Annotated in this window: 23 protein-coding genes and 1 riboswitch; of the genes, 8 read left to right on the top strand and 15 right to left on the bottom strand. The window is 40.2% G+C overall.

Annotated elements, in window-relative coordinates; genetic code table 11:
* Positions 1-8: 8 nt before the first annotated feature.
* The gene (locus tag M3205_RS25920) at positions 9-92 is read left to right on the top strand and encodes an IS3 family transposase (RefSeq protein ID WP_224936932.1); all 84 of its coding nucleotides are present in this window, start codon (positions 9-11) and stop codon (positions 90-92) included.
* Between the two features lie 708 nt (positions 93-800).
* Entirely contained in the window at positions 801-1,790 is a 990-nt protein-coding gene (gene guaC / locus M3205_RS11785; RefSeq protein WP_251170080.1) for a GMP reductase, read from the top strand.
* A gap of 130 nt (positions 1,791-1,920) precedes the next feature.
* Here the strand turns inward: guaC and M3205_RS11790 are convergent, their stop codons facing one another.
* The 4 genes from M3205_RS11790 to M3205_RS11805 all read right to left on the bottom strand — a co-directional run bounded on the left by M3205_RS11790 (position 1,921) and on the right by M3205_RS11805 (position 6,129).
* Entirely contained in the window at positions 1,921-2,097 is a 177-nt protein-coding gene (locus tag M3205_RS11790; RefSeq protein ID WP_251170081.1) for a hypothetical protein, read from the bottom strand.
* A gap of 1,588 nt (positions 2,098-3,685) precedes the next feature.
* Complete coding sequence (locus tag M3205_RS11795; protein WP_251170082.1) at positions 3,686-4,438, bottom strand: gamma-glutamyl-gamma-aminobutyrate hydrolase family protein; 753 nt, start codon at positions 4,436-4,438, stop codon at positions 3,686-3,688.
* Positions 4,438-4,740 (bottom strand): hypothetical protein, encoded by a 303-nt coding sequence (locus M3205_RS11800; protein ID WP_251170083.1) that lies wholly within the window; start codon positions 4,738-4,740, stop codon positions 4,438-4,440. The genes M3205_RS11795 and M3205_RS11800 overlap by 1 nt, the downstream gene beginning before the upstream one ends.
* An 18-nt stretch (positions 4,741-4,758) precedes the next feature.
* The gene (locus M3205_RS11805; RefSeq protein WP_251170084.1) at positions 4,759-6,129 is read right to left on the bottom strand and encodes a TRAP transporter large permease subunit; all 1,371 of its coding nucleotides are present in this window, start codon (positions 6,127-6,129) and stop codon (positions 4,759-4,761) included.
* Between the two features lie 217 nt (positions 6,130-6,346).
* On the opposite strand from M3205_RS11805, the gene M3205_RS11810 reads away from it, so the two are divergent.
* From M3205_RS11810 to M3205_RS11820, 3 genes are all read left to right on the top strand, one after another.
* The gene (locus M3205_RS11810) at positions 6,347-7,093 is read left to right on the top strand and encodes a GntR family transcriptional regulator (protein ID WP_251170085.1); all 747 of its coding nucleotides are present in this window, start codon (positions 6,347-6,349) and stop codon (positions 7,091-7,093) included.
* 128 nt (positions 7,094-7,221) lie between these two features.
* Positions 7,222-8,601, top strand: a complete 1,380-nt coding sequence (locus M3205_RS11815) for an acyclic terpene utilization AtuA family protein (protein WP_251170086.1) — start codon at positions 7,222-7,224, stop codon at positions 8,599-8,601.
* A 12-nt stretch (positions 8,602-8,613) separates the two neighbouring features.
* Positions 8,614-8,940 carry a DUF4387 domain-containing protein gene (locus tag M3205_RS11820; protein WP_251170087.1) on the top strand — a complete coding sequence of 109 codons (327 nt, stop codon included), beginning with the start codon at positions 8,614-8,616 and terminating at the stop codon, positions 8,938-8,940.
* Between the two features lie 364 nt (positions 8,941-9,304).
* Here the strand turns inward: M3205_RS11820 and M3205_RS11825 are convergent, their stop codons facing one another.
* From M3205_RS11825 to M3205_RS11835, 3 genes are all read right to left on the bottom strand, one after another.
* Positions 9,305-9,616 (bottom strand): DUF3870 domain-containing protein, encoded by a 312-nt coding sequence (locus tag M3205_RS11825; protein WP_251170088.1) that lies wholly within the window; start codon positions 9,614-9,616, stop codon positions 9,305-9,307.
* 78 nt (positions 9,617-9,694) lie between these two features.
* The gene (locus tag M3205_RS11830) at positions 9,695-10,903 is read right to left on the bottom strand and encodes an acyl-CoA dehydrogenase family protein (RefSeq protein ID WP_251170089.1); all 1,209 of its coding nucleotides are present in this window, start codon (positions 10,901-10,903) and stop codon (positions 9,695-9,697) included.
* Between the two features lie 14 nt (positions 10,904-10,917).
* Complete coding sequence (locus M3205_RS11835) at positions 10,918-12,105, bottom strand: CaiB/BaiF CoA transferase family protein (protein WP_251170136.1); 1,188 nt, start codon at positions 12,103-12,105, stop codon at positions 10,918-10,920.
* Positions 12,106-12,171: 66 nt separating this feature from the next.
* On the opposite strand from M3205_RS11835, the gene M3205_RS11840 reads away from it, so the two are divergent.
* Positions 12,172-12,318 (top strand): hypothetical protein, encoded by a 147-nt coding sequence (locus M3205_RS11840; protein ID WP_251170090.1) that lies wholly within the window; start codon positions 12,172-12,174, stop codon positions 12,316-12,318.
* Between the two features lie 211 nt (positions 12,319-12,529).
* Positions 12,530-12,787, top strand: coding sequence for a hypothetical protein (locus M3205_RS11845; RefSeq protein WP_251170091.1), 258 nt, complete (start codon positions 12,530-12,532; stop codon positions 12,785-12,787).
* Between the two features lie 339 nt (positions 12,788-13,126).
* On the opposite strand, the gene M3205_RS11850 is transcribed toward M3205_RS11845, so the two are convergent.
* Positions 13,127-14,317 (bottom strand): aminotransferase-like domain-containing protein, encoded by a 1,191-nt coding sequence (locus M3205_RS11850; protein WP_251170092.1) that lies wholly within the window; start codon positions 14,315-14,317, stop codon positions 13,127-13,129.
* Positions 14,318-14,397: 80 nt separating this feature from the next.
* Positions 14,398-14,970, bottom strand: coding sequence for a GNAT family N-acetyltransferase (locus M3205_RS11855; protein ID WP_251170093.1), 573 nt, complete (start codon positions 14,968-14,970; stop codon positions 14,398-14,400).
* Positions 14,971-15,029: 59 nt separating this feature from the next.
* Here M3205_RS11855 and pdxR point away from each other — a divergent pair, with 59 nt between their 5' ends.
* Entirely contained in the window at positions 15,030-16,433 is a 1,404-nt protein-coding gene (gene pdxR / locus M3205_RS11860; RefSeq protein ID WP_251170094.1) for a MocR-like pyridoxine biosynthesis transcription factor PdxR, read from the top strand.
* Positions 16,434-16,440: 7 nt separating this feature from the next.
* Here the strand turns inward: pdxR and M3205_RS11865 are convergent, their stop codons facing one another.
* The 6 genes from M3205_RS11865 to M3205_RS11890 all read right to left on the bottom strand — a co-directional run bounded on the left by M3205_RS11865 (position 16,441) and on the right by M3205_RS11890 (position 25,646).
* Positions 16,441-16,830 carry a PH domain-containing protein gene (locus M3205_RS11865; RefSeq protein ID WP_251170095.1) on the bottom strand — a complete coding sequence of 130 codons (390 nt, stop codon included), beginning with the start codon at positions 16,828-16,830 and terminating at the stop codon, positions 16,441-16,443.
* Between the two features lie 24 nt (positions 16,831-16,854).
* The gene (locus M3205_RS11870) at positions 16,855-17,433 is read right to left on the bottom strand and encodes an O-methyltransferase (RefSeq protein ID WP_251170096.1); all 579 of its coding nucleotides are present in this window, start codon (positions 17,431-17,433) and stop codon (positions 16,855-16,857) included.
* A 107-nt stretch (positions 17,434-17,540) separates the two neighbouring features.
* Positions 17,541-17,647, bottom strand: a riboswitch (SAM riboswitch).
* A gap of 242 nt (positions 17,648-17,889) precedes the next feature.
* Entirely contained in the window at positions 17,890-22,347 is a 4,458-nt protein-coding gene (locus M3205_RS11875) for a coiled-coil domain-containing protein (protein WP_251170097.1), read from the bottom strand.
* Positions 22,325-23,074, bottom strand: a complete 750-nt coding sequence (locus tag M3205_RS11880) for a DUF6063 family protein (RefSeq protein WP_251170098.1) — start codon at positions 23,072-23,074, stop codon at positions 22,325-22,327. The genes M3205_RS11875 and M3205_RS11880 overlap by 23 nt, the downstream gene beginning before the upstream one ends.
* The gene (locus M3205_RS11885; RefSeq protein WP_251170137.1) at positions 23,071-24,582 is read right to left on the bottom strand and encodes a hypothetical protein; all 1,512 of its coding nucleotides are present in this window, start codon (positions 24,580-24,582) and stop codon (positions 23,071-23,073) included. The genes M3205_RS11880 and M3205_RS11885 overlap by 4 nt, the downstream gene beginning before the upstream one ends.
* Positions 24,573-25,646 (bottom strand): Wadjet anti-phage system protein JetD domain-containing protein, encoded by a 1,074-nt coding sequence (locus tag M3205_RS11890; protein ID WP_251170099.1) that lies wholly within the window; start codon positions 25,644-25,646, stop codon positions 24,573-24,575. The genes M3205_RS11885 and M3205_RS11890 overlap by 10 nt, the downstream gene beginning before the upstream one ends.
* Positions 25,647-25,746 lie beyond the last annotated feature (100 nt).

Consider the following 25,746-nt stretch of genomic DNA (forward strand, 5'->3'; position numbering starts at 1 on the left):
AGGATTACATCTACCATTACAATTACAAACGAAGACAAAAGAAACTAAAGAAACGCGCGCCGATTGAATATCGACACGCGCTCACTGCTTAGCTTTTTATGTTGTCTACTTGACAGGGACAAGACCAATATCCCAGCTTTTTTGAAAGCCTGGTGATGGTGTTGGGGACTGTATAAAAAGCTGCTGCCAAACTTTGTATAGACTTGGTTACAAATTCGGATTTATTTTTGGAGGATATATTCAATAATCTGATCATCCGTATCATTTAGTTTATATTCAAATTTATGTATACGTTCTTCAAAGTGCATTGTTCTCACCTCGCTCGCTCAAATCAATATCTGTATTTATTATAGCAAATCAAGGGGGCATACTTTGAGAATGTATTGAATTTACATTTATATATAAAAGGCCCCCATCTTTCAATGTAGCTTTGAAAGCAGTCAGAATGAAAAGGAATTTAACTGAGAAAGAAGGAGCTGAATTTTTAGATCTGGACTATCAAACTATTAGCTCTTGGGAAATAACAAAAGTTCTCCTAGGTGTGTTCATTTAGTGAGAATAGAGGAGATTTAATTGATAACGGATCCACAATCAACTTCGAAGCTATCAGTGAAAGAGAAAGCTGTTTCAATTATGCAGCTTTTTTGATATTGACCATGATTTACCCAATGACTTAGACTTTTTCTATGCTCTTTTTTTATTTAATTCCATGTCTGCTGGTATAAGATCAATTCCGACTGAAAAACCTATCCTTGCAAAGGAAGAACGTATCTGATTGTTTTCACAATAGGAGGGTTACAATGGAAAGTGTATTCGATTATGAAGATATTCAGCTTATTCCGGCAAAAAGCATTGTCAACAGCCGGTCTGAATGTGATACAACGGTATTTCTGGGGGGACGTGTGTTTAAACTTCCTGTGGTGCCTGCCAATATGCAGACGATTGTGGACGAGAAAATTGCCGTATTCTTAGCAGAGAACGAATATTTCTATATCATGCATCGGTTTGAACCGGAGAAGCGAATTACTTTTATTAAAGACATGAAGAATCGGGGTCTGTATTCTTCAATCAGTGTTGGAGTTAAAGAAGGGGAGTATGGATTTATAGAACATATTGCAGAGGAAAAGTTATCACCCGAATACATTACCATAGACATAGCCCACGGCCATTCTAATGCTGTCATCCAAATGATACGGCATATTAAAAAACACCTTCCAAATAGCTTTGTGATTGCCGGCAACGTCGGGACTCCTGAGGCCATCAGAGAATTAGAGAACGCTGGGGCTGATGCTACAAAAGTTGGCATTGGACCTGGTAAGGTATGCATTACAAAGATTAAGACCGGATTTGGAACGGGCGGCTGGCAGTTAGCGGCACTTCGCTGGTGTGCAAAGGCAGCAAGCAAGCCAATTATAGCAGATGGGGGCATTCGAACCCATGGTGATATTGCCAAATCAATTCGATTCGGAGCAACAATGGTAATGATTGGTTCCTTATTTGCTGGACATGAGGAGTCACCTGGAAAGACCATTGAGAATGAGAAAGACGGAAAGCTCTATAAAGAATACTTCGGCTCAGCTTCTGAATTTCAAAAAGGGGAGAAGAAAAATGTTGAAGGCAAGAGAATTCTAGTAGAGCACAAAGGATCACTAGCAGATACGCTGAAAGAAATGGAACAGGATCTCCAATCGTCCATTTCGTATGCAGGCGGCAATAAGCTTGAAGCCATTCGACATGTTGATTATTTAATTGTGAAAAATTCAATTTTTAATGGGGACAGAATGTTCTAACCTACAAATATATTAAGCCACAGAAGATGCCTTCCTTTTCTTATAAGGAAGGCATCTTCTGTGGTCTCAACATTTCCTATTAAATTGAACACTTCACTTTAAAAGCAGCAATATTATGTACACTTTGAGGTTAAGATCCTATAGACTGCTCTACTGCATTTTCCCAGCTCGGAAAGTAATACAATGCATTTTTCATTAATTCTGGATTTGATTTTTTTACTTGCTTCTTTCGGGGTGTCTCCCCTTCTTTTTCCAACAATTCAGAGATTCCGTTCAATACTTCTTCAACACTCATGCTAGTTTCCACATCATTCCTCCTTTTTGAATTCAACTATATAATTTCCATATGATTAAAAATTATTCAGCTTTGAAAGAAAAACTGGAAGGAGTATTGCATGGGGAGGAAGTGGCCGTTATTACTATTAAAGACGGATATGCACGATACTCATATGTAGACTCTAAAATTAGAGGATATTGTCAAATTAATAAGTTGTATCAGTACATAACATTTTAAGCCCTCCTCTATTTTGAGAAGGGCGCTTTTACTATATGTATTCAGGTAGTACTTGCTTAATTTCCTGCTCAGCATCTTTTAATTCAGCTAACCAGAGTTCAACAAGTTTTACAACTCTATAATGTAAATCCTAAATGGTGATATAACTATATGACCAATTTGAGAGTGTAAGGTTTTTCTTAAACCGCAGAATTCTTAAGTTTACTCCTAAGCTGCTAATCATCATATAATCACCTATGTTATATATCGGGTTTGTTATGTAGATTGTTTATTGATAAGTAAGGATTCTTATGAGTCGAGTCGATACATTAAGCTCTCTTCCAATGTCTTTTCCAGCCCACTCTAGCTACAGGAGGTCAATTCTGTATTGACTGGAACACATTCTATTCTTCAACGCCGATTTTACAAAGCCATTTGCTTTTGCTGGGTTATGGGAAACACGAAAAAAAGGAGAACAACCTCTTCACAGCTGTACGATAAAATCTACTACTCCAAACGATGATACTGATCATCTTAAATCTCTATTAGTTCCCTATCCCACGGGCGAAGTGGATTTATACCTGTTTCACCATTGGTTAATTTACCTAAAAGTTATATAACTGGTATTCTTACTCTGTTGAATAGTAACTAAAACTAGTTGATTTAGAAGAAAAAACCTAAACACATAGGATAAAGGGCCAATTTGTGATGATTCCAAAAAAGTGCACCGAAATGGCATTCCTTTTGACATCTTATATATTCCTGCCCTTCTTTAATAAAGAACCGTAGTTCAAGAACATCTTTTTAAAATTTTCCTTATTGAAAAATACATAATTTTCTTTTTCCTTTTATAAAAAGGCTCTTTTCGCAAAGTTTGTTGCTATTTGAATTATACATACTGAGTTGATTGTAGCGGAAGGTGCGAGACTCCTGCGGGAGTAGCGGGACAGGTGAGACCCCACAGACGCGTAGCGTCGAGGAGGCTCAGCACCCGCCCTCGGAAAGCGAGCATCCTGGATTTGCAATCAACGGGCAAAATTTACAAGTAAAAAACAACAATTTATACGAAAACAGCCTATAAAAAAGAGCAAAATAGACGAAGATAACAGAATTATTAAGAGTTTGATAAAAATTTTAATGATATAACCTCTAAGCTATCGAACAGTGTAAAGGAGGAATTTAAATACTTTCAGTAAGAATAATTTCAAGAGGGTAAATAAGGACGATGCAGACCAAAGATCCGTAGGGAGGAACCTTAATTAAAAGGAATTGAAAAGGTGTGGACACCCTCCTCCCTTATTTCCTTATTTAACAGCAATAAGAATTATTTTGCCTTCGAAGTGAAAGAATGAAACTCTGAACCTGAAAAGATAGGAGAAAAACCACTCTTCATAATAAGAATTCACGCAAATGAAGCTTCAGAAAACTCTCTAATGGATTTAGCAAATTTCTGGAAAAATCTCTGCCAAACGGGCTGGGACTCATACAACTTCTCAGGATGAAACTGAAATCCATACAAAAATGGATGTGATTTCGATTCAAACGCCTCTATTAGATTATCGGGAATTGAAACTGCGGCCGGTACAAGGCCGGCACCTAACTCTGTTATATGCTGTCTATGGAAGGAATTGACGTTCAAAGTGTCATTCAAAAGAATAGTATAAAGTTTGCTGTTTATATTGAGTTTGATGCTGTGCGGGCTTTGATCTCCTGGGATGCCAGCCTTTTCCTGATGATGTTTCACCGGGCTGTCTAAAATATTGCTTAATTTTCCTCCCAGAACACTGTTTATCATTTGTGCCCCTCTGCAAATCCCTATTATTGGGACACCAGTGGAGAGCCCATATTCAATCAGCTTTTTTTCAGCCTCGTACCTCTCCGTCCCCGTTGACTCCAAACTGCCTCCTTCAGAAAGCGGTTTGGATAGATCTAGATAGCCCCCTCCTGTAAATACCAATCCGCTCAGATGCTTTAAATAAGGCAAAGAAGAATCCTTATACATAGGAATTAAATATGGCTCAAGGCCAATAGCTCTTATTAATTCGACAGTATACCGCTCAATATATAACAGGGGGTGCCCCGGATATAAATCACCTGACCTTCCCTCATCAGCATGAACGGTAACCCCCACAAAATAAGGTTTATTTTCTTCCACTATAAAGCAGTCCTCTCTATGGTACTCACATCATGTTCCTGCATCGGTTCTTCATTCTTCTCCACGTCGATCGTCAAGGAGTGTTCTTTCCTGATGTAAATCACCATTATACCTGCAAATGTAGCCACTGCTGCCAATTGAATCCCCCAGTTCATTATTTTCCCTGCCAGTATGGCAATTGATTGTCCAGTTTCTCCACTCAATATCAATGCAAACACAAACATGATTGCTACAGCTACTCCTAATGCCATTGTGACCAGAGCCAGCGACGAATACACTTTATCCATTATTTTCGCAATCAAACATAATCCCTCCCAGAATTATAATCCTAAAATGGGCAACATGCCCGCGATCATTAACATGCTTAAAATAACATGCAGCACAACCCAGATAATGGCCAATTTTGTCGTTTCTCTAAATGAAGAGCCGGCTATTCCCATTGCGACAAATAAACCTAGCGCCAAAGGAGGGGTCATGCCTTCCAATGCACCGGTCATGGCAGGAAGCATTGCAGCCAGCAGTACAGGATCTCCTCCATAAGCTCCAAATACTGAAATCATGGCTCCTCCTAAAATGGCTACCTGAGCTGAACCAGGCAAAATCATACCTAATACCATAAAAAATAGAGGCAAGATGATTATCAAAGCCGTTAAGCTGAATCCAAATGATAAAAACCAATCCCGAACTGCTTGTTCCATGCCCAATCCAATGAAAACTTGGGAAGTTGCATAGGCCATATATATTGTGACACCTATAGGCACTACCTTTAATAAGGAAGAGCTGAACATGCTCATCAGATCACTGAGATTTGCTTTTCCTGATGGAAAGGCCTTTCTTCCAATTGTAATTGCATATGCACCTGCTAATCCGGGAGTAAACATTAATACGGAAGAAGAAAATGCGCTGGCCCCTTCTTCCCCAATTCTTCCTATGATGAAGCTCTTGAATTCAGAATCTATGAAAAGAGGGATAAAAATGACCGCAGGCAGCACCAAAGATGCCCAGCCTTTCTTAAAACTATTTTTAAAAGTTGACAGTTCTTCTTTAGGAACCGGTTTTACCTTATACAGCTTGCATAGTGCCCATAGCGTGACCCATCGCTGCAAGAAAAACCATAAGCCTATTCCATAGGCAACAACCATCCAGTTGCTTAATGAAATGCTTTCCGGATAAATATCATTTAAAATTCCAAACGTTAAAATGACGATGCCAGAAGGCGGAATGATATTCCCAAGCATGCTTGCTGACATTTCTGTGGTTGCAGCCAGTGCGGGCGGAAAATTTGATCGTTTCATCATCGGAATTGTAAAAACTCCAGTTGCTGCCACATTTCCAGGGCCGGTACCTGAAAGCGCTGCCATAAAAGTACTTCCTAAAAGGGCAACATATCCCCCGCCGCCCTTAAATCTTCCTACTGCTGATAGCAATAACTGAATAATATTATTAATAACCTTTGTAGAATCAAAGATGACTGCTACCACCATAAATGCAAAAATAGCATAAAACAGAGTACTGGATGCAGGGAATAATAAATAATCCCAAAACAATCCATATGAACCTGAAATTACAATTGTAAAGATAAATGCCAATGTCATTATTTCATACATTGGTCTCCGAAAAAAAATAAACAGGACAGCCACAAAAATAAGCAATGCAATCAGATACATAATTGGTTCTGGAATTCCTAGCACTTATAGCTACACCTCCATGTTTTATTATAACCTCACACAATTGGTTATAACCTTTAATACAGATTATATCAAACTATTTAGAATTATCAAATATTTTTTAAATCTTTTTAAACTTGATTCCTTTGGGTATACCTTTAACCTGCTTAACTTATCCTTTGCTAACCAATTTTTTATGGTTATAATAGGTAATAACAAGTAAGAACGGATGGTGAATAAGATGTTAGACCGGAATAACTCTGTGCCACTCTATGAACAGCTTAAAAACGTCTTTAAAAGGAAAATACTTTCAGGCGAGCTCAAGCCAAAAGAGCAAATTCCTTCTGAAAGAGAACTAGTGGATAAATACCAAGTCAGCCGGATCACTGTTCGGCAGGCAATTAATTTAGCTGAACAAGAAGGTTTGCTCCGCAGAGTTCATGGCGTGGGAACGTTTGTTGAAGGACATAAGATACAGCAGGAATTAAGCTCATTAAATAATTTCCAGTCTACTCTTCAGCAGCAAGGTTTAATTGCTTCTACGAAATTGCACAGCACACAGTTGATAACCAGTGATTTTCTGCTTTCCAAACTCCTGGCAATTCAAGTTACCGATCAGGTTATGAATATTGAGCTGATTGGCTATGGTGATAATAGTCCCATAGTTTATTATAATAGTTACTTCCCCATGAACATAGGCTTAAAAATGAAAAAAGCTGCAGAAGAAGCGTTAGAAAAGGGACAGCCATTTTCTACACTTGATCTATATAAAATAAATTCTGAGATAGGATGGTCACCAACACATGTGGAACAAACATTTGAAGCACAGGCTGCAGTGACCCATTTATCTGAAATACTTGGTGTCAGCGAGAATTTTTCTTTATTCAGGGTAACCTCTATCGTATATGAAAATCAAACCCCCCTGGAATATAAAGAAACCTATTACAGAGGAGATAAGTATAAATTTTTTATTACCCGGCAAATGTAACAGCTATGTTTCATACCGGGTTTTTCTTTAACTTTATTTTTTTATTTCAATTTTCACAATTGACAAATAATTTACTAGTGGTTATAGTGGTTATAATAAGTAGTACCACTTTAAGGAGGTCTGTATAATTGAAAAAAGAAATAAGAATTTTATGCCCAAATGGCCATTTAGGATTTGCTCCTACCAAAGAGGAAAGTTTTCATATCGCTGCTGCAACGAGGCCAGATTATTATTGCTGTGATTCCGGCAGTGATGATATAGGTGCATCTGCACTTGGAGATGATCGATCAGTCAGCATGTATAAATGGCAGAAGCATGACCTCGAACTAATGCTTCTTGCTGCACGTGAACAAGGTGTTCCAATGCTGATAGGATCAGCCGGTGATACCGGATCCAACAGCCGAGTAGATAGGTATGTGCAAATCATTAAGGATCTTGCTAGTGAACATAACCTCCCCCCTTTTAAACTGGCATACTTCTATTCTGAAGTAGAAAAGTCTTATTTAAGCAGCAAGCTGGAAAGTGGAGTTATTATTGAAGGACTTGATGGAAGATCTCCACTTACAAATAAAGATTTGCAGAAGACAGATCGAGTGGTGGCAGTTGCTGGCATTCACCCTTTTATTAAAGCTCTTGATATGGGAGCGGATGTTATCATTGGAGGGCGCTCAAGTGACTGCGCCATCTTTGCTGCACCTGCTATACATGAAGGTTTCCCTGAAGCTAATGCCTATTATCTTGGAAAGGTGCTTGAGTGTGCCTCATTTTGTGCTGAGCCATACGGAGCGAAGGAAAGTATTATTGGTACGATCAGCCACCAAGATGTTAAAGTTACTGCCATGCATCCAGATCAGCGTTGCACAATAGCTTCTGTAGCGGGGCACGCCATGTATGAAAGATCCAATCCATTTTTTGAATATTTTGCTGGCGGCATGCTCGATATGACGAAATGCTCCTATGACCAATATGACGAAAAAACATGCAGGATCACCGGTTTTGAATACATCCCCGCTGATGGAGATATTAAGGTGAAGCTAGAGGGGTCTGGAAAAGTTGGAGAAAAATATATTGGCATAGCAGGAGTCAGGGACCCCTATACGATTCAAAATATTGACAAGGTTCTTGACTTTGCCAGAGAGCAAGTTAAAGGAGAGTTTCCAGATGAAGAATATCATCTAAACTTCAGGGTTTATGGCAAGGATGGTGTAATGGGCGCTTTGGAACCTGTAAAGGAAATTACTTCCCATGAATTAGGTATCGTTGTGGAAGGAGTTGCTCGCACAAAAGAGTCAGCTGAAGCCATTACCCTTTTTGCAACCAGACAAATTTTTTATGCCCGTTTGCCTGAAGTCAAAGGAACTGCCGGAACCGCTGCCTATTTAATAGATGATGTTATATATGCAAGACCAACATATAGCTGGACCATGAATCATGTTATACCCGTGAAGGATCCAATGGAACTTTTTAATCTTCATTTTGAAGAAGTTGGCGACCTAATTAATGCATGAGAGGAATGACCAATGATGAGAATAAAAACCTTGCAAGAGTTGGCTAAAACGATTCGATCTAAAAATGCTGGGACTGACAAAGTTACTTTTGATATTATTTTTAGAGAAAAGGAAAATTATGAACTTGTCAGAAGAAGCGGTGCTATAACAAGAGAAACTATCTCATCTTTATATAACGTGCCGGAAGAAAAAATAACGGATTTTGTACACTATGACCCTGCATATGCCATTAAGTTTACTATTTTGAGAGAACGGCCAAGCGGAGATCCCGGTGATGGTGACATTTTCGGTTCCCAGCAATATCCGCCGCTGCTGAACATACAAGTACCTGTACATTAAATTAATTTGAACAATCAAAAGAGCGGCCGGCTAACAGTCGCTCTTTTGGCTGTTTTTGTAAAGTTTGCTGCTATTTTACTGGTTGATTACAGAGATAGATGCGGGATCTTCGAAAATGTATTTGCATTTTCTTCGGGCGGTGAAACTAAAGGAAGCTTAGGCAACGTCCAAGCAGGAACAGCGAATCAGGCGAGACCCTGCAGAGGTGCACCGCTGCTCACCGCTCACCCCGCTTTTCACTGAGCATCCAAAACCTGCAAACAATGGCCCATATCGATAAGCGAAAACAGAGCAATAGATACGAACAAGAGCATGATTATTGCAATAAAAGGGCTTGCCTCTATACGGCAAGCCCTTTAAATGTTCAGTTATCTTTTGAGAGCTCATATTGAAGGTAAACATCTTTTAATGCAGCCTGAATAGCCTGGCCGGCTTTTCCTCTATAATGATTCTTCACTCTTAAAAGAAGTTCTTCTACTCCTTCTCCAAGACAGTATCCTCTTAAGAGTTCACGTATATATTCCCGGCCGTGTTCAGTAGCAAGAGTACATGACGAATCGACAATCACCCCATATTTAAAATCCAATTCTAGCGTAATCGTAATAGAATCATAAAGATTCCTAGCAGCCATACCCTGCGGCAGCTTTGCATGCCCTGCAATAAAATATGTGTTCATTTTCTAAACTCCTTTTATCTCAAAATCCGCCATGACTGAAGCTAATATCGCCTGTTTGACCAATGGTTTCACCTGGCCTTATTGAGACACAGCCGCTTCTTCAAATGGCCATGCAGGCAGCTGGCTGCGAAGCGGCTTATCTTCCCTGTAGCCTAAGGCGTATTCTCCTTGCATAATAGTATGAATCTCTCTGGTACCCTCGTAAATAACAGGAGCCTTAGCATTCCTCAGGAATCGTTCTACCGGGTAATCATCTGAATATCCATATGCCCCATGTATCTGTACAGCATCATTCGCGGCTTCGAATGCTGCATCACAAGCAATCCATTTAGCAAGTGAAGTTTCTCTTGTATTCCTTTTACCCTTGTTTTTAAGCCATCCTGCTTTAAAAACCAGTAACTTGGAAATCTCAAAATTTGCACTCATTTTTGCAATCATCTGCTGTACAAGCTGATGCTGTCCAATATCTTTTCCGAAAGTTTTACGTTCATGACAATATTTAAGACTTGCCTCTAAGCTTGCTTCAATCAGGCCAACCGCACCTGCAGCAACAGTAAATCTTCCATTATCAAGTGCTGACATGGCAATCTTGAAACCTTCTCCCTCTTCTCCAAGCCTATTGCTGATAGGAACTCGAACATCTGATAAAAACACTTCCCCAGTGTTTCCGGCCCGTATGCCCAATTTTCCTTTTATTGCTTTTGTCTCTACCCCTGGAAAATTGCGTTCTACGATAAATGCCGTGATTCCTTTATGTCCCACATCATAATCGGTTTTTGCAAAGATTAGAAAGTGATCAGCAACATCACAGAGAGAAATCCAAGTTTTAGAACCATTTAATACGTATGAATCCCCGTCAAGAACCGCTGTTGAGTTCATGGCTGCCACATCTGAACCTGCGTTTGGTTCTGTTAAACCAAAGGCTCCAATTTTTTTACCTTGTGCCTGGGGTACTAAATATTTTTGTTTTTGCTCTTCGGTTCCCCATTGCAGAAGAGTCATACTGTTTAAACCGGTATGAACAGAAACTGCCGTTCGGTAAGAGGTATCACCCCTCTCCAGTTCTTGGCACACGATGGCTAATGTATTATAGTCCATTCCTACTCCACCGTATTGCTCGGGTATGCAAACACCCATCAGCTGCAGTTCAGCTAGCTTTTTTAAAATTTCAGGTTCAAAATGCCCTTTGCGATCCCATTCTTGAATATATGGGATGATCTCCTTATCAACAAACTTTCTTACTAACTTTTTCACACTTTGCTGTTCATCTGTAATTTCGAAATTCATTATTAAAATTCCTCCTATATCACATTATTTTCTTTAAAATGGCTGATTTCCTCAGAATCATACCCCAGCTGTTCCAGAACTGCTTCCGTATGCTCACCGTGCAGCGGGGGATGAAGCCTCATTTGTACGGGAGTTTTGGATAGTTTAATAGGTGAACCAGTCATTTTCAGCTCACGGATTATCGGATGCTCCATATTTACAATCATATCTCTTGCTTGAATTTGCTGATCTTCAAACATCTCTTTTATAGAATTAATTGGCCCGTTTGGTATGCCTGCTTGATCAAGAATAGCTTTCCATTCTTTTTTTGTTTTTTTAGAGAGCAATTCTGTGCAAAAGGATACAAGCTTTTCCTTAGACTTCAAGCGGTTGTGATTATGCCTAAATTCATCCATCTCCGCTAATTCAGGCGCTCCCAGAGCAGCAGCAAATCTTTTAAACTGTTCATCATTACCTACAGCAACCACTAGGTCTCCATCTTTTGTTGGAAACACCTGATAAGGTACAATGTTCGGGTGCTGGTTTCCCATTCTCTCCGGAATTGCACCGCTGCACAAATAATTGCTGGCTACATTAATTAATGAAGAAACTTGGCAGTCAAGTAAGGAAATATCGATTTCTTGCCCTTCTCCAGTGCAGTTTCGGTGATGTAGTGCAGACAGTATGGCAATGCATGTATATAGTCCTGTAAGAACATCGGCAATTGCTACACCGACCTTCACTGGCGGACCTTCCCTTTCTCCTGTAATGCTCATAAGCCCGCTCATCGCCTGAATAATATAGTCGTAGCCTGGAAGATCCTTATATGGCCCGGTTGTTCCAAATCCAGTAATACTTGCAAGGATTAGGGAAGGATTTATTTCTTTAAGTTGTTCATATCCTAAACCCATTTTTTCGAGTGTTCCTGCTTTGAAATTCTGAACAACTACATCTCCTGTAGATACGAGCCTTCTGAAAATTTCTTTCCCCTCTTTAGACTTTAAGTTTAGGGTTATACTTTGCTTATTGCGGTTGGCGCACAAATAATAGGCACTTTCACCTTCTACAAAAGGGGGGCCCCATCCCCGAGTATCATCACCTGTTTTATAGTGTTCTATTTTAATTACTTCTGCTCCAAGATCACCCAAAATCATTGAACAGAACGGTCCAGCTAATACCCGGGATACATCGATAATTTTTATTCCTTCTAGAGCACCCATTATTTTTTCACCTCTTCCCTTGTATATTCAAATAAAAAGAGCCAGCAAAACATACAATGCCTCTGCACATTGAACGTTTTACTGACTCTAATTCATGGCTTGTCTTCCGGCCTGGAAGATCAAGTGAAAAAAGTCAAGTATCATGTATATACGGATGTTTTCCTTTGTTTCAAACCGTCCATGCAGCAGGGGACTGCTGTCAGCGGTTTGTTATAACTAACATACTATATTTAATTGAATTTTTCAACAATTTATACATTATTATTTTTTAAAGCGATGTTTAACTATTTATACAGCTTTCTCAGCGTGAATTTAAATTGATTTCTGGGGGTTTCATAGCAATGATGCTTTACGGTTAAGGAATATTAAAAAGAGAAGTTTTGCTTGCAAAGAGTTTGATTACCGTGAAGAAGATCGCTTTAACATTATGAGAAGAGTAGCTGCACTCTCAAGTATTTGGGTTTCATTAGGTGATCAAACTATCAAGATTGTTAATACAGAAGGTCTTCAAGATAGCGAATTATATAAGTTTAAGGATTTTCAAAAGATGTTTGAAATAGGAAAAATACGTATAGCCTATGATAAGAACATAGGTGAAGCTAAAGGAATATATGCTGTCCAGTCGCGTCCAACTTCAATTCTAACTTCCCACCTGGAAGGTCCTAAAAAACACTTGGCATATTAGATTTAAAGGTCTTTTAATATAGCCATACTAGTCAATGAGCTCATAAGCGTCTGACTAGGTATCCTCCAATGGAGAATCAGAACGGTTAACCCTTCCATTTATAGATAAAGAAGCGCTAAAGCCTATTGTCAAGGAAATGAAAAAGAAAAAGGGGATTGTGATAGTAAATGTCAAAGCTAAGAACGGTTCTGGAGGTTCAGGTAAGACTATGAATTTACTTAACTATCTCTGACTGGCAGTTAAAAAAGAAGCCTAATTCCCAGCTTACAATACCAAGATAATTAGGCTTTGTTTCATTTCTCCTTTATATTTATATTATAAAAAGTCCCATAAATATATTTAAAGATTAGTCTCTGTGACTTTTCTCAGCCTGCGAATCCCCTCGACTATTTCCTTCTCATCTGCATAACTGAAAGAAAGACGCAGCAATTCCGTTCCGGCTGCCTGATCAATGAAAAAGTACTTGCCCGGAATAAAAGACACCCCTTCTGCCAGAGCATGGGTCAACAGGTCCGTTGTATCAGCACCGTGAATTTTCATCCATACGAAGTATCCCCCTTCAGGCACATACCAGGACGCTGATTCAGGGAAATACTGTTTCAGTGCTGAGATCATCACATTGCATTTTGACCGGTATGTATCTCTCAAGGTTACTAATTTATTATTAAAATCAGTGTCTTTTAAATAAACAGCCATCGCCGCTTGAGCAAACGGATGGTTCAAATCTTTTTTAAACCAGTCACAGGCATGGATAATTTCACTGGCACCCGTTATCCATCCGATGCGCATGCCCGGTGCCACTACCTTGGATAACGAACCTACATGCAGAACTCGATTGCTAGGATCCATTGCTTTAAGCGTGGGGAGCTTTTTACTAAATGATAATTCCCCATAAGCATCATCCTCAACTATTAGGAAATTAAATTTATGGGCAAGTTCCAATACATGCTGCCGGCGCTCTTCATTCATCGTCGTGCCAGTTGGATTTTGATAGTTGGGAATTGTATAAAGAAACTTCGGGATAGCAAGCCCTTTTTGTTTTCTTTCTTCTAAAATATCCTCCAATATATCTGTTTGAAGTCCGTGTTTATCAACCGGAACACTAATAATATGTTTAGTGTAATTTTGTAAAATTTCTAAAGCCTCCATATATGTTGGAGATTCAATTGCCACAACTGATTCCTCATCAAGAAGAACACGGGAAATCAAATCAATTGCCTGACAGGCCCCCGAAGTAATCAATAGCTCTTCTTTCGAAACAGATATGCCCAGACTTATCAATCTCTGTAAAATCTGTTCCTTCAGCTTTATAATCTTGGGGCTTCCAATATAATGGAGCGGTAAATCATGTTCTTCCTCTAATAAACTGTTAACAGCTGCTTTCATCTCATCATGAGGGATCAGAGCAGGAGCCGGATAACCGCAATGAAGGCGTATACACTCATCCGGAATCGCAGGAATCCACTCCCCGGGAGGAGTATTCTGAAGTGCTAATTTAATGTCGTCAGGAAAAAAAGAAGCGGCTTTCACTTCTACCCACACCTTTCTAGTCGCTTTTACTATCGATTATATACCTCTTGTCTGAGATGCTCCATCTATACAAACTGCTTTTAATAAAGCAAGTGTTCTTCAAAATGCCGTTTTACTTTGTCCCACTCTTCCCTTATGACACTATAAAGAACCGTATGACGGATTGTTCCTTCTTTTCTTATCATATGATTTCGAAGAATGCCTTCCTTAACAGCACCGATTCTTTCGATCGCTTTTTGTGAACGCAGGTTTTCATGCCCGGTTTTAATTTGTACACGGTTAAGAGCCAGTTCTTCAAAACAATACGTTAATAATAAATATTTACAGTTAGTATTAATATTTGTGCTCCAATAAACAGGATTTACCCATGTGGACCCGATCTCAAGCCTTTTATGCTCGGGTGATATATCTAGAAACCAGGTAGCTCCGATAATTTCCCCTATTTTTTTATCAACGATTGCAAACGCAAAATCAGTTCCTCTTTCCCGTTTTTGGATTGCATCTTCAACATACTGAATAACCCGGCTTTTGTCAGTTAAATCCACCGACATATGCTCCCATATTTCTTTATTTTGTGCCGCTTTATAAAGTCCCTCTACATGCTCGAGATTCATTGGAATTAATTGCACTAAACTGTTTTCTAATTTTTTCATATTATCACTCTCCCTGCATCTATTAAAATCGATTTCTGGTATGATAAAAATAACCAAATATGAATTTTAATTTAATACCAGGGACTGATTTAATGGAGCTCCAAATTCTTCTCTCGAATCATAAGGCAAAATATAAGCAAATTTATGAACAAATACGAAAGGCGACTTTAGAAAAAAAACTGCCTGCACATGCGAAACTTCCTTCAAAACGGCAACTAGCCGAGCAGTTAAGCGTAAGCATTGTAACTGTACAAACGGCTTATGAACAGCTTCAGAGTGAAGGATTCTGTTATACAGTGGAACGAAGAGGATATTTTGTTTCGGAAATTAAGGATGAATGGCACTATTATGAGCATGGACCAGTGGAAATGGAAAAAGAAATAGAGGGTGAGCCTCTAATTAACTTTAAAAACGGGCAGGTTGATGCTGCTGCCTTCCCCTATAAACACTGGAACAGACTTTATCGAAAAGAGCTTAATAAATCTAATGCCGGCAATGCCCCGTGGCAGGGGGACTATTCTTTTCGAGTGCAAATTGCACAATACCTGCAGCAAGCCAGAGGATTGGCATGCGAGCCGGAACAGGTATATCTATTCAGCGGATTTCAACAGCAGTTAATGAATGTCTGTTTGTTTTTTAAGAGACAAGCTGTCGGAATAGAAGATCCGGGTTTTACTAGGGCAAGATCCGTTTTTGAGCAATTGCAGCTGGAATATCATCCTATTCCAGTGGACGATGAAGGATGCTGTGTACCTGATAATCCGGTAAATATATTATATACAACACCGGCCCACCAATACCCTACTGGGACAATTATGTCTATTGCCAGAAGGACTGCACTGTTAAATTGGGCACTGGAACAGGATGCTTACATAATTGAGGATGACTATGATTCTGAATTCCGCTATAAAGGGACACCGATTCCGTCATTGGCCCATCTGGATTCCAGCGGTCGCGTTCTTTACTTTGGCACCTTTTCAAAAACTTTGCTCCCGGCATTTCGGATCAGCTATCTTATTATGCCGGCACCACTTCAGCAGGGATATGAAGAATTTAATGCTAATCAAAAGTCTAATGTCTCAAGAATCGACCAGCGGGCTGCTGCAAAATTTATGGAAGAAGGACTTTATACATCTCATATAGCAAAAATGAGAACATTATATCGGGCCAAGCGGAACTGTTTAATCGGAAGCCTGTCAAAGCATTTAGGAGACCATTTTGACATAATTGGTGATAAAGCAGGTTTGCACATTATCGTGATATTACCTGAAGGATTGAATGAATCTAAAGCAATCGAACTGGCAAAGTCGGCGGGAGTTGAAATAGATGCGGCTTCGCCTATGTACCAGCATCAAAAGCCTGCCAACCATGTGATGCTTGGTTATGGGGCACCTTCAATAGACGAAATTGAGAGGGGAGTCCACTTAATGGCTAATGCCTGGAAAAGATACCTGACCCATTAACATATATTCACCTATAAGGCGCCAATCCTTCTGGATGTCGCTCTTTTACGGGATCATTAACCGTGCTCATCTTTTCTTTAACCGCTGCCATAAAATCAAACATATTCATCCCCTGGATTTGCTGGAATTTATCGTTAGAGTACAAATGAATATGCTTTCCTGTAATTCCCTTTTTTTCTTTAATGGAAGTAATATCGATATATGCAAATTCTTCAACTAATTCCTTGGTTGATTCAGATGCAGATAATCGATAAAACAGCAGTCTTTTGTTTGTTGCCGCCAGCAATCCGAGCTGCGGGGCTAAATAGTAATGGGATATTAATGAACAGGTTAAGCATTCTATAATGTTTTCTTCTTCCAGCAGCACATGCTCAACCGAGTTTATTACGCTATTCACAGGATCTCCCCCTCATATATTCTGTCAAACTGCAGTCTTCACTGCGAGTATCAGTCCAGTAGACCAATCCAATTCGGTAATGTCGAGATCTGGTCTGTCCTGCAGAGTTTTGAGAAGTTTAGTGGCTTTGATTCTAAATTCTTCAGGCAATTTCTGCTGCGGAAACACATCATGAATCACATAAAAACCACCAATATTTAAATGGTCCAGAGTTTTGTCCAGAAGCTCAAATTTGCCTGGCCACGTATCTGCAAAAATAAAATCGAATCGCTCAGACAGGTTTCGAATAAAAGCTGCTCCATCTTCACAGCAAAATGTGATTCTGCTGTCATTTCCTAGGTGTTTTTTCGCAATGGCTTGCACGGTCGAATCTATATCAACGGTCGTAAGTTTACTGCTTTCATCCATCCCATCCATGATCCATGAAGCAGAAGCTCCCGTACCTGTCCCCAGCTCCAAAAAGCTGCCACCAGGTTTGGAGGCAGCCAGCCCCTTTAGTAAAAAACCTGTTTTTTTATCACATGATTGCCCGAAGCGCATCAAGGCAGATTCCTGTAATATACTCGAATATGCTTCCGGTACCTGTATAACGCTGGTTTCCATTTGTCATTCCTCCGCTTTCTTCGTTATAAATTAAACACTAAGCACGGGAGTATAAAAGAGCACCAAAAAAGGCCTCTTTATAAGAGGCCTTTACTTATCAAATCGACCTCTTATCTCCCAGAGCGTCAACTCTGTTGGATTTAGCACCTTCCTGACATAATCAGGGGTTGCTGAGGCTTCGCAGGGCCAGTCCCTCCACCTCTCTGGATAAGAATTTGTATGTTATTAATTTATTTTCAATCAAGTATTGCATATTTTTAGTAATATAGCAAGACTTAAATTCTATTAATCTGGCCATATTGAAGATGGTGAATTCCATTAGCCATGCAGGGAAAAAATACTTTTTTAGTTATTGATTCTTATGAAGACTCATCTTGAAATTCCAGCTAATCAAAATATGTTCACACCTCAGCTATTACTATATTGAATGTCCCAAAGTATTATCATTCTGCAGTATTAATGAACAGCTTCCTCTCCCTGATAAATCCTGAATGCCGGAACAATCGTATCCGAAACAATCTCTTTTCCTTTTTCGCGGATGAAATCCAATTTATAGTACGAATCAAACCTCTGACTGATCTCTGTCTTCACCAGTTCAGGAGGAGTAACGACGATGAATTGGAACTTCAGCTTATCAGCTACAGCGAAAATCGGATCAAGCACATGGGCAGAAGCTGCTTGTCCGAACGGGTTATCACAGACTAACGGTACCCAGCTTTGGTCGGTTTCACTTTTAACAGAAAGAAGCATCATCATCATGACCATGCGGGCAGATAGCTTTTGGCCGCCGCTGCCATCGGATTTCGTCTTTGAACCCTGGTTGATCGTCTGCCAGGTTGAATAATGCTCACGCTGCGGTTTTCCATACATGAAAGCATTATCAGTCCTCATATTATATACTAGCAGTTCAGGATAACGATTCCTTAGGGAGACAAATAAAACCTGCTCATCACTGATGAGCTGTTTGATTTCCTGATCAAGTATCTGATTATTATCGTCAATCATCTCAAAACGCTTCGTAATTTTATTAATAGCTGAAACGAAATGCTGTTTCAGCAGCGGTTCAACATCTTCCGCTTTTTTAGGCAGGATATCTTCTTTAAGCTGGACGAGCGGGAATGAACCCCGTTCATTCTTAAGCTTCATTTTTGATATCATCGAGCGAATCGCCTCTGAAATGCTCATTACCTTCATGCTTGCCCGGCTTGCCCAGAAGTTTTGCGCCTTTTCTGCCCGTTCTTTGTCGCGCTCCAACTGCTCCAGGCCGCTCTGTGAAAACCGTTTCATGTTTAGGACAACACTTTGAATATGGGCATAATGCCTTGTATCCATATGATCAAGCGTAGTCAGGACTTCATTTTTAAAACGGATTTCCCAATCCTTTCCTTCAATAGCAAGCTTTAAATTTCTTAATGATTGTTCAATCTTTGCATGCTTTTCTTGTCCTTCATCCTGAATAGCCTGATGTTTTTCACTCCAGGATAGGATGCTTTGCTTTCCTTGATTCTTTATTTTTTCTATGTCCTCATCCGAGAAAGCTGCCGCTTCCTCTTTAAGAATGACGGATAAATGCAATTGATCTTTTTCAAACTCAGTTATGTTTTGTTCTGCCTCTTTTTTGAGCTCTTCCGTTTTCTTTATTTCTGCATTTGTCTGTTTGGTCTGGTCAATAATTTCGACCGTTTTCACATCAAGATCAAGCTCTTCCCATTCTTCCGGCTGCTGATCATGCTTGGCCACCTTTTTAGCGGCTTTTTTACGCTGATCCATTCCATGCTTTAAGGATGTTTCGGCAATGGTTACGGTCTTTTCCTGCTCACGCTCTTCTTTTTCTGCTGCTTTTGTTTCCTTTGCAGCTGTCTGAAGCATATTCTCCAAAATACTTATTGGTTCATCCGGTACAGAAGCATCCTTCCACTCTTCATTAAGAGTATGAAGTTTTTTCTCCAGCTTCTTTTGCTGCTTCTGTTCGGATTCTCTTGTCGCCTGAATCGCGAGCAGTTCACTGGCTTGTTCTTCTTTTGATTTTTGCAGTTGCTTAAGCTCCTCAATACTCCCATTGATTTCTTCTAAAATATAGGATGATAATTGCGGAACGTCCTCAGAAGCTTCCGATTTCTCAGCGGCTGGAAAAGCAGCACCGTCTATAAAATAGCCGATCTTCTTAATGTTTTGCTCGGCTGACAGCTTCCATTCCAAATAGGTCTGGCTCCACTTCTCCTGAAGGTCAGCGATGGTCTGGAGCTCGTTTCCAAGCTCAATCTGCACCTTTTCGAAAGCTTCCTTTTGTTTCTCTTTTTCCTGCTTCACCCGTTTATTTTCCTGATATATCGACTTTTCACGGTTAAATTCCGTTAAGCATTCCACATCTTTAGAAAGCTCTTCAATCTTTTTTTTCGTCTTTTCCTGCTGTTCTCTAAGTCCCAGCTGCAGTTCTTTTTCTTTTTCCTCCTGTACGATGATAGCCTGCAATTCCGTTTCTCTCGATAGCAGAGCTTCCTTTTCTTGAAGAAGTACTTTTTCGATATCTCCGGCAAGGTCATGGGAAAGAAATCGGTCGATTTCTTTGATAATACGGCGCAGTGCTGTTTCTGTTTTTTCCAACTCTGCAAGTGTATCTTTCTGATCTTCTATTTGCTTCGCAATCTGAATCTTCCAGTTTGTGAACTGATTTTTATCCCCCAGCAACTCCTTCTCCGTCCCGGTGATCATCACAAAGGCATTCTGATTTTCCTCCGCCATTTCTTCCCGCATAAAAATCGGGACCGGACTTTTATACATCCTTCCGCTAAGGACCTGCTTGTTGATTTTTTCCCATTGCTGCCTGCTTACTACTAAGCCATACGGCAGAAGAGGATTAGAAAGCATATGGCTCGACATTTCATCCGGCTTTAGGGATTGAAGAAATTGGGATCCGTAAAATACATCGATCCCCGTCTTTTCATCAATCCATTCCTTCAGTTCCTTCACATCATTATTGGCAATCCAGAAATGCTCATCATTCAAGGCATAATCCAGCTGCGTTTCCCAGAGCGCTTTCTTTAACTCTTCCCCTTGCTCGCGATTTTGAACGAGAAGCTCTTCCACTTCAATGGCATATTTTGATAAAAGAGCATTTGTGAATGGAGCTGTGACACCTTGAAGAACGCCTTGCAGCTGATCAAACAGCTTTGTTTCTTTTTGCTTCTGCTCTTCACTTTTCCTTTTTAGCTCTTCACACTTTTCTTCTGAAAACTGAATGGATTGTGCGAGTGTACCATGGGAAGAAGCAAGCTGATTCTGCTTTTCATTTGATCTATTTTCTTTTGCCTGCAGATCCTCGAGTGCCGCTTCTTTGGTTTCTATCTGTTTATTCAGGTTTTCTACAAACCCAGCTAAATCATAAGTAATGCGGTCACCAAATTCCTTGATAAAATGTTCTTCTTTCGATTCAAATTCATGAATCTGGGTATAGAGAAAATCAATTTCCGTACGCAGCTGGGCAATTTCCTGAGTCTTTTGTTTATCCTGCTTAGACAGGTCGTTTGCCTTTTTCTTTAAAAACTTCTGATAACCGGTATATTGCTGAAGGGCTTCCCTAATGACAGCGGAGGATTTCTCCCATTGCTGTGCTGCCTCTTTTTTGATTTCATCCATTCTTTGATTCACTTGCTCAAGGCCACTGTTCTGCTCGAGCTTCGCAATTTGCTGGGAAAGCGCGCGAATGCTTTGTTCCCCTTCATGCCATTCTTTTAATAATAGCTGAAAAGCCAGCTCCGCTTTTCTCTCCTGCTTTGCATTCACCGATTCCTGCAGAACAATATGCTTCTTCTGCACTTCCTCTAATTTCTTCTCCCAATCCAGTACTTCCCGGTGAGCTTTTGCATACTCAAGATTATCTTTCTGAAAACGCAGATCCACTTGCCTGCCTGTTAATTTTTCGATTTCCTTTTCCAGCTCAATGAGTGTTTCTTCTTCCGTTTTCTTTAAATGCTCCAAAGCTCCAAGCAGCTGTCTTCCTGCCTTTATGCTGTCCTCCACAATTTCCCTATGTCCGACACCCTTAGCCAGGCTCTCTTCAAAAGGAAGAATATCTTCCAGGAACTCTTTATGTGCCTGCTCTCTTTTCAGCAAAACAGGGAGGTCCTTCGCGATGCTTGCCTGACTCTTAAAAATCTCCACCAGGTCGTTCTTCTGATGCTCCGTCCGGTGAAGAACCTGACTGACTGTAGGAATTATCCGCTTTTGGAACAGGGAATGATCATCTTCAGCACCTTCAAAGAATTTTCCTACGCCGCCTTCATCCTTATTTATGTCCTTCATAATATCCCAATCTTTTCGGTTAATCCCATATGTATCAAGAATGCGATAGTGTTTCTTGGTATCCCGGTAAACATCGTAACCATTCCATTTTAAATAATCCTTCAGGCCTTCTGTTTCAGCCAACTCTCCATCTTCATAGAGAGGGATATGGTCAAGTGATGCTTCTTCTTTTCGTTCAAACTCCCTTGTATAAAAGGTAATATTCGGGACAATTTTCGCTTCCTGTTCAAGAGGTTTGCTTTCGCCGCTCTCTTCATTCATTGAAATACGCTGTTCTGCTGAAAACATTCCGCCCGTCACCAAATGCCTCCGGTCAGCCCCGTCTAGCTCCCACTGTATGAGAACATGAAAGGTATAAGGACTAAACTGCTCTTTATTATTAAAAAAGAATTGCTGATAAAAGCGATTATTCTGCTTTCCCCATGCGGTACCAGGCTTAAGGATCTGAAATATAGTCTGCAGGAAAACACCTTTCCCTCCTCCATTCATCATGGAAATGAGGCCATTTGTAGAGGTTTCCTCATTGTGAAAATTAAATGTGGTGTCCCTATACTGCTTTTGCATGCCATCATATTTCAGGCCGGCAATTCTAATTCGATGTATTTTCGGCATGCTGATCCTCCTCTGTTTTCATTAATTCCTTGAACATTTCATAACGGTCGTAGTCATGATACAGATATTCAATCCGTTCAAATAACTCCTGCTTTGGAATCGCCTTCGGTATATCCTCTCTATCAAGGATGACGATGAGTCCTTCTGTTTCTAAAAGACGCATAGCACTTGCAATCAAACCGAGCCGCGTTCTGCGATTGGCTTTCCTGGCACCGTAATCATCTGTGTCGACCTCCATGTATTTCCATGTCGTAACAACGTCTCTCATATCAATTTTTTCTTCTTCTCCGAAATCCGGCTTTCCTTTAAGCAGACTATCCCAATTCATGATGACATCATTCACTTGCCGTTCCAATGTATAAAAGCTGATCCCTTCGCGCTTCGTGCGGATCTTAGCCGCATGATTGCGGTCGATGCCCGCCAGGAATGCCATAATGACCACACTCATCAGATGAAAATGTTTTTTGGTTTCAACCTGTTTATGCCTGTCCTTCATATGTGTAAAGTTCGTCGCAAAAACCGATCCGGTCGGCTGTACAACGAGCTGAATCCTTTTTGGCGATTCAATGATAAAAGTCCCGGATTCGTCTGCCAGTAAAAGTACAGTCTGTCTTACTTCTGGATCGAAATATGCCTGAAAGTGCTCGCTGTTTTCATCGATGACCTTGTCTTTTAAAAGCGTGAAATAAACTGCTGATGCAGTCTTAATACTTTCTGCACTCATCATTTCTCCTCCTGAACACAAATTTTAAACGGAGTAATCTTCATTTGATACCAATGGAAAGGTTCCGCCCGATAATCAAACTCGGTATAAAGTTTCAATCCTTCAAACACCTGGAATTGCGGATACTCCTTTATTAGCTTGTAAAGAAGAATTTCCCTCTCATCACTCAGCGTCTCTTCCTTCCGGTGCAGCACCTGAACCTTCAGCGGCTTTTTATCAAACATCATCCATAAGTCAATCGTTTCTGATTCTTCAAACCACAAATCCTGAACCTCAAGCGGCAATGTCGTTAAATCAGCCAGGGAAAACTCTCCGTATGTCTGCAAATATTGAAACACATAGCTCCAGGCCTTGATAACAGAATCCCATTTCGTTACCCGCTGATGGGTAATGCTTTCCTCTTCCGTTTCTTCCTCCATCGTCTCTGTGAGCTGTTTTTCATCAAATTCCTGTTCTCCCCAAATCCAATCCAAGGGCAAAATAAATTCATTCTTTGGCGAAAACAAAGGGCCCAGTACCTTCTCAACATGACCGAAGGAAGATACCCCTTCCTTCATGAACCAGTTTTCATAAATATGCTCCCGAAATGAAACAAGGCTCGTTTCCCAAAACAGCGAAGGGTTTTCCGCTTTTAATTTCATTTCATAGGATATATTCTGAATCACAAGCTTGGCAAAACGATCATGCAATTGTCTTGTATGGCCGATCTTTTCCTGCAGGAGGATCAATTCTCTTTGAATATGATCATCTTCCTCGTTTCTTCGTTTTGTCTTCTCAATCATACTGCTGATGGTACGGAAGTGATTTTTCTCTTCTTCAAATTGCTTCTCAATTTCCGCACGGTTATCAGCCCTTTGCATTTCTTCTTCCATCAATAAGATTTTGGGATTATTGATCATTTCTTTTTGAAAGGAGAATTCTCTTGCCATTAAGCGGTTGACCCGTGAAATGAGGTGATCGAGGTTTCGGGTAGCTTTGCGGAAATTACCGTTTTTTATCAGCTGCATACTGTAAAGCTGTTCAATGGTGATCGAGAATTCCTCCGCCATTTCCCTGCTCATGAAAATCATTTCCTGTGAGACATCTGTGAGCTTGTAAACAATCGATCCGCCCATCTCCAGGTTTGTATATAATTCATCCATAGTCACATAGCGGAAAACCTGAGTCTCCCATGACTGCCTGATTTCATCATAATAAAGGGCTTCAAACGGCCTGCTGAATTCTTCTTTTCCCTGATACAGAAGCCCGCTTGTGATACGTTCAACTTGCTTCTCATCAGCCAAAAGCTTCATTTGTTTAATCGTATCTTCCACCATATATTTGATATCTGATTTTCGACGATGGTCATCATCATTCAATTCCCTGTAAAAAATGGTGAGGAGCACTTGCATCAGTATCGTCTGGATATGAGGCTTCAGCTCTCCGACTTCCATTCCTCTTCCAAGTTCAAACAGCGGGTTTAAACGCTGCATCCGCTGGGCGAACCCTTCCCATGACTCGTTCACATCCATCTCCTCCATGTTTCAATTGTTAAGACTTCCTGAGGAATTCGTTTATTCTCCTGCCATAATTGCAATAAGAGTTCCTGCTCTTCTTCGGTAAACCACTGGAAGAACGCATCACGGTATTTAAGATTTAGAAATTGTCCGGATTTCTGTTCATTACTTTGATCCAGACATTCAAGCATTTTACGGTAAATCTTCAATGCAGGCTGAATGCAGCATTCCGGGTACTTTTCAATCAGCCTGGTCATGATCCCGTAGCCAGCTGCATCAAGATCTCCTGCATAATAGAATAGATACGATTTAGCCGGGAAAATTTTATAGAAGAACGAAAAGCTCCGTTCAATTTTAGTGCCTTCCCCATAAATGATCAGTTCCGGATCGTAATCGAGCAGATCCCTTTCCAATAATTGAATGCCAGTATGAAAGAATGATAGATTCTCGACAATCAGCACACGCTGAATATCTTTAATTTCTTTCCCCTGCTTCATCCAAAATACAAAAGGCTCACCGTATCTAACCACTTTCAGCTGCTCTTCAGATACGCCAATTCGTGCTAAAAATCCCTTTCCATCAGGAAAACTGATCACATCCTGAAGGAACTTCTCATGTCCGAACAGCTCAAGGCTTCTTTCCTCAAGTGAAACGGTTTCCCGGTCACCGCTGGATTGGAGAAAAGCATATAAATTCTTAACGCGGCTCCATTCCTCTTTCGTCTGCCATTCAGGATGCCGTTCATAAAACGAAAAATCGAACCGATCACTTAACTTCATCATCTCAAGACGATCCCATTGGTCGGTGTGAGGTTTCAAGTTCACCCAAAAATATAAAGGCAGAGACGGTGTTTTTCCGTTGTATTGATGATTATGTATAGGTGTCAGCTGCCCTTCATCCTGCAATGATTGAATGGCTTCATAAAATACCGAATAACCGTCCATTTCATAGTAATCATCCAGCAATTTGCGCAGCTGAAATTCTAAATCATTTATGTTTAACTTCTTCTTTTGCTTTGGGTGCTGAATATCTTCAATGAAGCTTCTCACCCTTGTTTCAATGATGTTGATTTTGTTCACCTTCTTACACATCTTTGAGTCTTAGAGTCTTACATTATCTCATGCAGAGATCATTTTTATTATAAACTAGTTGTGGAATGGATGGTAATTGGATTTATTA

This window comes from Cytobacillus firmus (assembly GCF_023715565.1).
Classification (GTDB): Bacteria; Bacillota; Bacilli; order Bacillales; family Cytobacillaceae; genus Cytobacillus; species Cytobacillus firmus_C.

Bases quoted from the DNA above. Each gene is read 5' to 3' on its own strand.
- guaC (WP_251170080.1), top strand. From the start codon at position 801: ATGGAAAGTGTATTCGATTATGAAGATATTCAGCTTATTCCGGCAAAA.
- M3205_RS11810 (WP_251170085.1), top strand. From the start codon at position 6,347: ATGTTAGACCGGAATAACTCTGTGCCACTCTATGAACAGCTTAAAAAC.
- M3205_RS11820 (WP_251170087.1), top strand. From the start codon at position 8,614: ATGATGAGAATAAAAACCTTGCAAGAGTTGGCTAAAACGATTCGATCT.
- M3205_RS11825 (WP_251170088.1), bottom strand. From the start codon at position 9,616: ATGAACACATATTTTATTGCAGGGCATGCAAAGCTGCCGCAGGGTATG.
- M3205_RS11830 (WP_251170089.1), bottom strand. From the start codon at position 10,903: ATGAATTTCGAAATTACAGATGAACAGCAAAGTGTGAAAAAGTTAGTA.
- M3205_RS11845 (WP_251170091.1), top strand. From the start codon at position 12,530: ATGAGAAGAGTAGCTGCACTCTCAAGTATTTGGGTTTCATTAGGTGAT.
- M3205_RS11855 (WP_251170093.1), bottom strand. From the start codon at position 14,970: ATGAAAAAATTAGAAAACAGTTTAGTGCAATTAATTCCAATGAATCTC.
- pdxR (WP_251170094.1), top strand. From the start codon at position 15,030: ATGAATTTTAATTTAATACCAGGGACTGATTTAATGGAGCTCCAAATT.
- M3205_RS11870 (WP_251170096.1), bottom strand. From the start codon at position 17,433: ATGGAAACCAGCGTTATACAGGTACCGGAAGCATATTCGAGTATATTA.
- M3205_RS11875 (WP_251170097.1), bottom strand. From the start codon at position 22,347: ATGCCGAAAATACATCGAATTAGAATTGCCGGCCTGAAATATGATGGC.
- M3205_RS11880 (WP_251170098.1), bottom strand. From the start codon at position 23,074: ATGATGAGTGCAGAAAGTATTAAGACTGCATCAGCAGTTTATTTCACG.
- M3205_RS11885 (WP_251170137.1), bottom strand. From the start codon at position 24,582: ATGGATGTGAACGAGTCATGGGAAGGGTTCGCCCAGCGGATGCAGCGT.